The sequence below is a fragment of the Bradyrhizobium sp. genome (assembly GCF_049586575.1).
Lineage (GTDB): Bacteria > Pseudomonadota > Alphaproteobacteria > Rhizobiales > Xanthobacteraceae > Bradyrhizobium.
This window is the reverse complement of sequence record NZ_JBAVCF010000684.1, coordinates 1-4,272: the sequence shown is the minus strand read 5'-3', so window position 1 is coordinate 4,272 and position 4,272 is coordinate 1. Positions and strand designations below refer to the sequence as shown.

The window sequence follows — 4,272 nt, the reverse complement described above, 5'->3', positions numbered from 1 at the left end:
GACTAGTGTCATGCAGCAAAGACTTGTTCTGCTGGTAATCCCGCATCAAAGCGACGGCAGAGGCGCTGTGATCGCGGCACGAACCTAAAGTATTCGTACTTGCCCTCGCGCTTTTTCTCCACGGCATCCTTAAGCTCCGGGTGACGCTCCATCACCTTCGGACTGTTAGCCGCGAGTTCACGCACTCGCTGCTCGCCAGAGCTGCCGATGAAGCCGAAGTCGGTATCGATGCTTTGGAGCAGATGAGTGGGCACCCAATCTTTTTGCTGCCAGAGGTAGGCGACAATGACGTGCCATTGGGTTTTGCATTGGACGGATTTCATATCTTTTATTGTATAACTTTGGCGCGATGGAACTCTTGAGCCAGCCCCAGGTTGGTTCCACAGTCGCATTTCAGCGATTGGGAAACTCAGCCATGAGCACCACCACGATTATCATAATTATTCTCCTCATCGTTCTGCTTGGCGGCGGCGGTTTCTATGGTCGGGGCCGTTGGTTCTGAGCCTTTCTCGTCCCGGGTTGATCGAAGTTCCATACTTACGTGAGCGTGGCGATTAGCGCCCAGACGAAATGCGCCGCGAAGCACCCAAAGACGATAACGCCGAACAGCTTGAACCAGGCGTACCGGTGCTGACGGCGGCGCGTGACCACGATGCCGTCGTGTTTGCCGGCGGAGTAGCCTTCTTCAAGACCTTCGTAATAGTCGCTATTTCTCATGGTGTGGTTTTGAGTGATTGATTTTTATTTGGAGCTGCCCCGACATAATACCGTGGCGCAGGACGCTCCCGACGCGGTGCGAGGCACTCCCTGTCCTGAAAGGGTGCCTACCGAGTGCAAGCCAGTATTGGCGCAAGCTGATTTCGCCGCGGCAGTAGGCGAGGGTGAGTTCGAGCTCGCCGTCGCGGATGGCGCGTTTGAGTTTCTTGGGGGCAGGAAGCGCTTTTGCTTTTTCGAGGAGGGTTCGGGTCATACAGTGCGCAAGATGCCCGTCTCGATTAAGTAGTCGATGTACGTGGTCGGGCCGCCGTCGGGGAATATCGTGTCGCGCCAGTTCTTGTATTTTTCGGGGTCGAGCGCTTCGGACGGCGGATTGTAATTCTCGTTCAGCCAATCGAGGACGCGTTCGAGGAACGGTTGGAGATGCTCGCGACCCTTGGTGCTCCTGCCGACGCCCTGCATCTTTCCGTCTATGTTGACCATTTCCCCGTTGAATTCTTGATTGAGCCATTCGCGGACTTTGCGGCGATCTTCACCATCGTGGTGGTCCATGCCTTCTTGGTAGAAAGCGACCAGCGGCACTACAGCGCCCTCATAGTACCGCCTCATGCGCCCGCTCTCCGGCAGGTCCGGCTTCATCGTGAAGCGCATCCCCGGATTTTCCCTCACGAATTGGAGGAATTTTGCCTTCGCTGTGGGAGCGAATTGGAGCGTTCCTTGTGGTGTCGAGCGGCATTCGAATTCCATACATTAGCGATTATCAAGATAATCGTCGTAATCGGTGCTGCGGACGGCGGCATTCACCTCGCGCGGCGGAAGCTTGTGCGATAGCGCATACTCGGCGCTGGAGAAGTCGCGGTCGTGCATCGCGTCTCGCACCTCGTCGTATTCATCACCCGTCAGAGGTTTCGTCTTTGCGGCGACCTCGCGCGGGTTGTCCGGATGCATTCCTTTGCCTTCCGGGCATTTCCGAACGTCGTGGCCGGTGCGCCCGCATATCGAGCACCTTCGCTTGCCCTTAGCTTTTTGGGAAGCAGTGGTTGCTTTCGTGCGGCGTCCGCGTTTCGGTTCGTCTTCAATTGCCGGCTCGGACTGCACGACCGGACGCTCTGCAAGAGCACCGGCAAGTATCGCAACAGCCTGGTCGGGCGTATCCACACCTAGCGGCTGGGAGTTGCTTTGCGCCGGCTGTCAAGCGCGGCCATTGAGGCCTTTACGGCGATTTCCCTGCGACGTTTTTTCGACAGCTTTTTCGCGCGGGCGATTCTACCTTTGCGCGCGAATTCGATAATATCCATGCTCGCGAGTATATCACGACCGTGCAACCAGGGTGAGGATAGTGGCCTATCCAAGACTCTTTCCTCCACCCCATTTTGCATTGTAGTCGGAGAGGTAACGCTCAAAATTCAGAAGCGCGAACCTGACCGCACGCAACCTATTCCCTATGCGAATAGTTACGACGAAAATACCGGAAGCCATACCGAGCAGGAACCCCATCACGAGGTTCGGTCGAAAAAAGTCTGGCCGAGGAGGGAGCGAAAATGACAACTCTGGTGCAAGACCAAACACAATAACTGCCCCGCAAAATGCACAAAACGAGCAAACGAGAAAGCAAACGAGAGCGCCGTTCCATCGGGTGAAATATTCCACTTTATCCCTTGTACCGTCACGCAGGGTCACGATGACGTCGTGCAATTCTTCAGCCGATTTTCGGCGGCTCTCACGGAACGCAACCCTTCTTGTTTCGATTACAGAGAGAATGAACGGATACAGAAAGTTCGCGGCTACCGACGCAACAATGCCAACAGCAGCAGGGATGATTAAGGCCGACATAGCCGTCGTCCACATTCCGCTCGACGATGTCATGGGGAATATCCTCAACAACCATCAATGGTCAAAACCTAGACTACCTTCCCGAACACAGCAATTACCGTTCACACAGCCCCTTATAATAGAGGGTAGGCAGCTCTCTTTAGCGGCGAGCGTTCCTGCAAGTTGACCCTTGCCACCGACACGAGGCTCTGGCTTGTCGCTGTCGCTCGCCCATATGAACCAACTGAATGTAGGATTAAAACGCACGCTGAGGCCGCAGGGCCGTGCCATCCACTCCTTCAATCCTTTAAAGGAAATTGACAAACGAAAAGCGCAAGAGCTGGCCGAGTTGGTCTACACCATTTACCCAGAAGGCCAGCAGACGCTCACGGTGCGGAAGGGAAAATGGGAGCTGGCACCGGCGCTCCTAGCGGCAAAATCACTCGACCAGGTACAGGGCAGTGAGGAGGTCAATGGGGTTATGGGCGACCTGCTCTTTAACCCGCTCGTCCGAAATTGTTTGTGCGGTAAGAAGCAATTCGTATTCGATGAACGGCGCGTGATCCTAGCCCGGCTGAACCGGAAGGATATCGGCGAGAAGGCAGCGCTCACGATCGGCCTATTCCTTATTGGACAGTATGGAGGCCAGCTCGTCATCCCCGATTTCGGCTTCTACGGTCGGGACGTCCACTCAAATCTCATTCGGGAAAACCGCCTGATTGCCGGCGTGAATTTCCTCGATGAGCTGACACCTAAACTCAGACAAAGCGTTCTGCTCATACCTCAAAAAATCGGCTGCGGTGCGACGTTTGACGATGCGGAAGCGCTCGTCAGCTACGCGAAGCTGCTGCGGGGTACGAACGAGTACAACGATTTCGTCCACGCTGCGATGGGGTAGGGTGTCGGGAATTGTACGGCACTGTAGACGCGGCGAGGACTAATAGGCTGTCATCATGATCGGGACATAATGTTCGAAAAGGAACGAGAGGGCTTGGCATATTGCGGCAATAGAAGCACAAACCGCGGCGCGGCCGTTCCATTTAGCCTGATGCTCCAAGAGCCCGGCCAATGGCACGCGGCGCGTTTCTTCCCACGGATAGCCGATCGTATGGTCGTAAGCGGCGGACATCCAAAAGATCCCCGCAAGCATAGAGAAGATCGCTACCAGGGCCTCAAAAACGAACATGACGGTAAACGACATCGCAGTTCCCCTTGGTGGTCTGCAACTCTAGCCATCATGAGGCAACGGCGAACGCGAACGCCGTTATAATTATAATTATCGATGGCAGGTGTAAGACAGGTCGTCTTTGAAGCCGGTGCAGCCACCTAGCGCTGTGTGAATGCATGTGATCCTAGCAGTTGAAGAATATGGTTTAGCAATATCTCCACCCCGGTGACCTGTGTCATCTGTTCCATCAACGGCGCAAGTGCATTCGCAAGAGTTAGTTATATCGACCCTGTAGATCGTCCAGTCGCCTTGTTGTTCAGAACCTTTCGTTCCTCGAATACACGGCTGTCCGTTTCGATCAAGCTCGGGGCATTCGTTTCTCCGTTGGCTAACATTCTTGAAATGAACAGGTGAGGCCTGCAGAGAACTTGCCGGTGCCGATGCCGATGGTTGAGTTGCAGCTTCTGAAGGCGCTGGCTGGGGCCCAGCGTCGTCTGAGTTAGGTGTAAAAATAAATTCGCCCTGAGTAGAACAGTCGGATGGAATTACTTGATGCGCGGAATTGTAATTAAAGC

At 54.7% G+C, this 4,272-nt stretch carries 7 protein-coding genes; 1 reads left to right on the top strand and 6 read right to left on the bottom strand.

What is annotated here, in order from left to right:
* Nucleotides 1-8: 8 nt before the first annotated feature.
* The 5 genes from WB528_RS25065 to WB528_RS25045 form a co-directional block, all read right to left on the bottom strand.
* Nucleotides 9-323 carry a hypothetical protein gene (locus WB528_RS25065; RefSeq protein WP_423891763.1) on the bottom strand — a complete coding sequence of 105 codons (315 nt, stop codon included), beginning with the start codon at nt 321-323 and terminating at the stop codon, nt 9-11.
* 214 nt (nt 324-537) lie between these two features.
* Nucleotides 538-717 (bottom strand): hypothetical protein, encoded by a 180-nt coding sequence (locus tag WB528_RS25060; protein WP_423891762.1) that lies wholly within the window; start codon nt 715-717, stop codon nt 538-540.
* 249 nt (nt 718-966) lie between these two features.
* Nucleotides 967-1,368 (bottom strand): hypothetical protein, encoded by a 402-nt coding sequence (locus tag WB528_RS25055; RefSeq protein ID WP_423891760.1) that lies wholly within the window; start codon nt 1,366-1,368, stop codon nt 967-969.
* Nucleotides 1,369-1,467: 99 nt separating this feature from the next.
* The gene (locus WB528_RS25050) at nt 1,468-1,875 is read right to left on the bottom strand and encodes a hypothetical protein (RefSeq protein WP_423891758.1); all 408 of its coding nucleotides are present in this window, start codon (nt 1,873-1,875) and stop codon (nt 1,468-1,470) included.
* Between the two features lie 186 nt (nt 1,876-2,061).
* Nucleotides 2,062-2,583 carry a hypothetical protein gene (locus tag WB528_RS25045; RefSeq protein WP_423891755.1) on the bottom strand — a complete coding sequence of 174 codons (522 nt, stop codon included), beginning with the start codon at nt 2,581-2,583 and terminating at the stop codon, nt 2,062-2,064.
* Nucleotides 2,584-2,743: 160 nt separating this feature from the next.
* Between WB528_RS25045 and WB528_RS25040 the strand changes: the two genes are divergently transcribed.
* Nucleotides 2,744-3,427, top strand: coding sequence for a hypothetical protein (locus tag WB528_RS25040; RefSeq protein WP_423891753.1), 684 nt, complete (start codon nt 2,744-2,746; stop codon nt 3,425-3,427).
* Between the two features lie 39 nt (nt 3,428-3,466).
* Here the strand turns inward: WB528_RS25040 and WB528_RS25035 are convergent, their stop codons facing one another.
* Nucleotides 3,467-3,730 (bottom strand): hypothetical protein, encoded by a 264-nt coding sequence (locus tag WB528_RS25035; RefSeq protein ID WP_423891751.1) that lies wholly within the window; start codon nt 3,728-3,730, stop codon nt 3,467-3,469.
* Between the last annotated feature and the right edge of the window lie 542 nt (nt 3,731-4,272).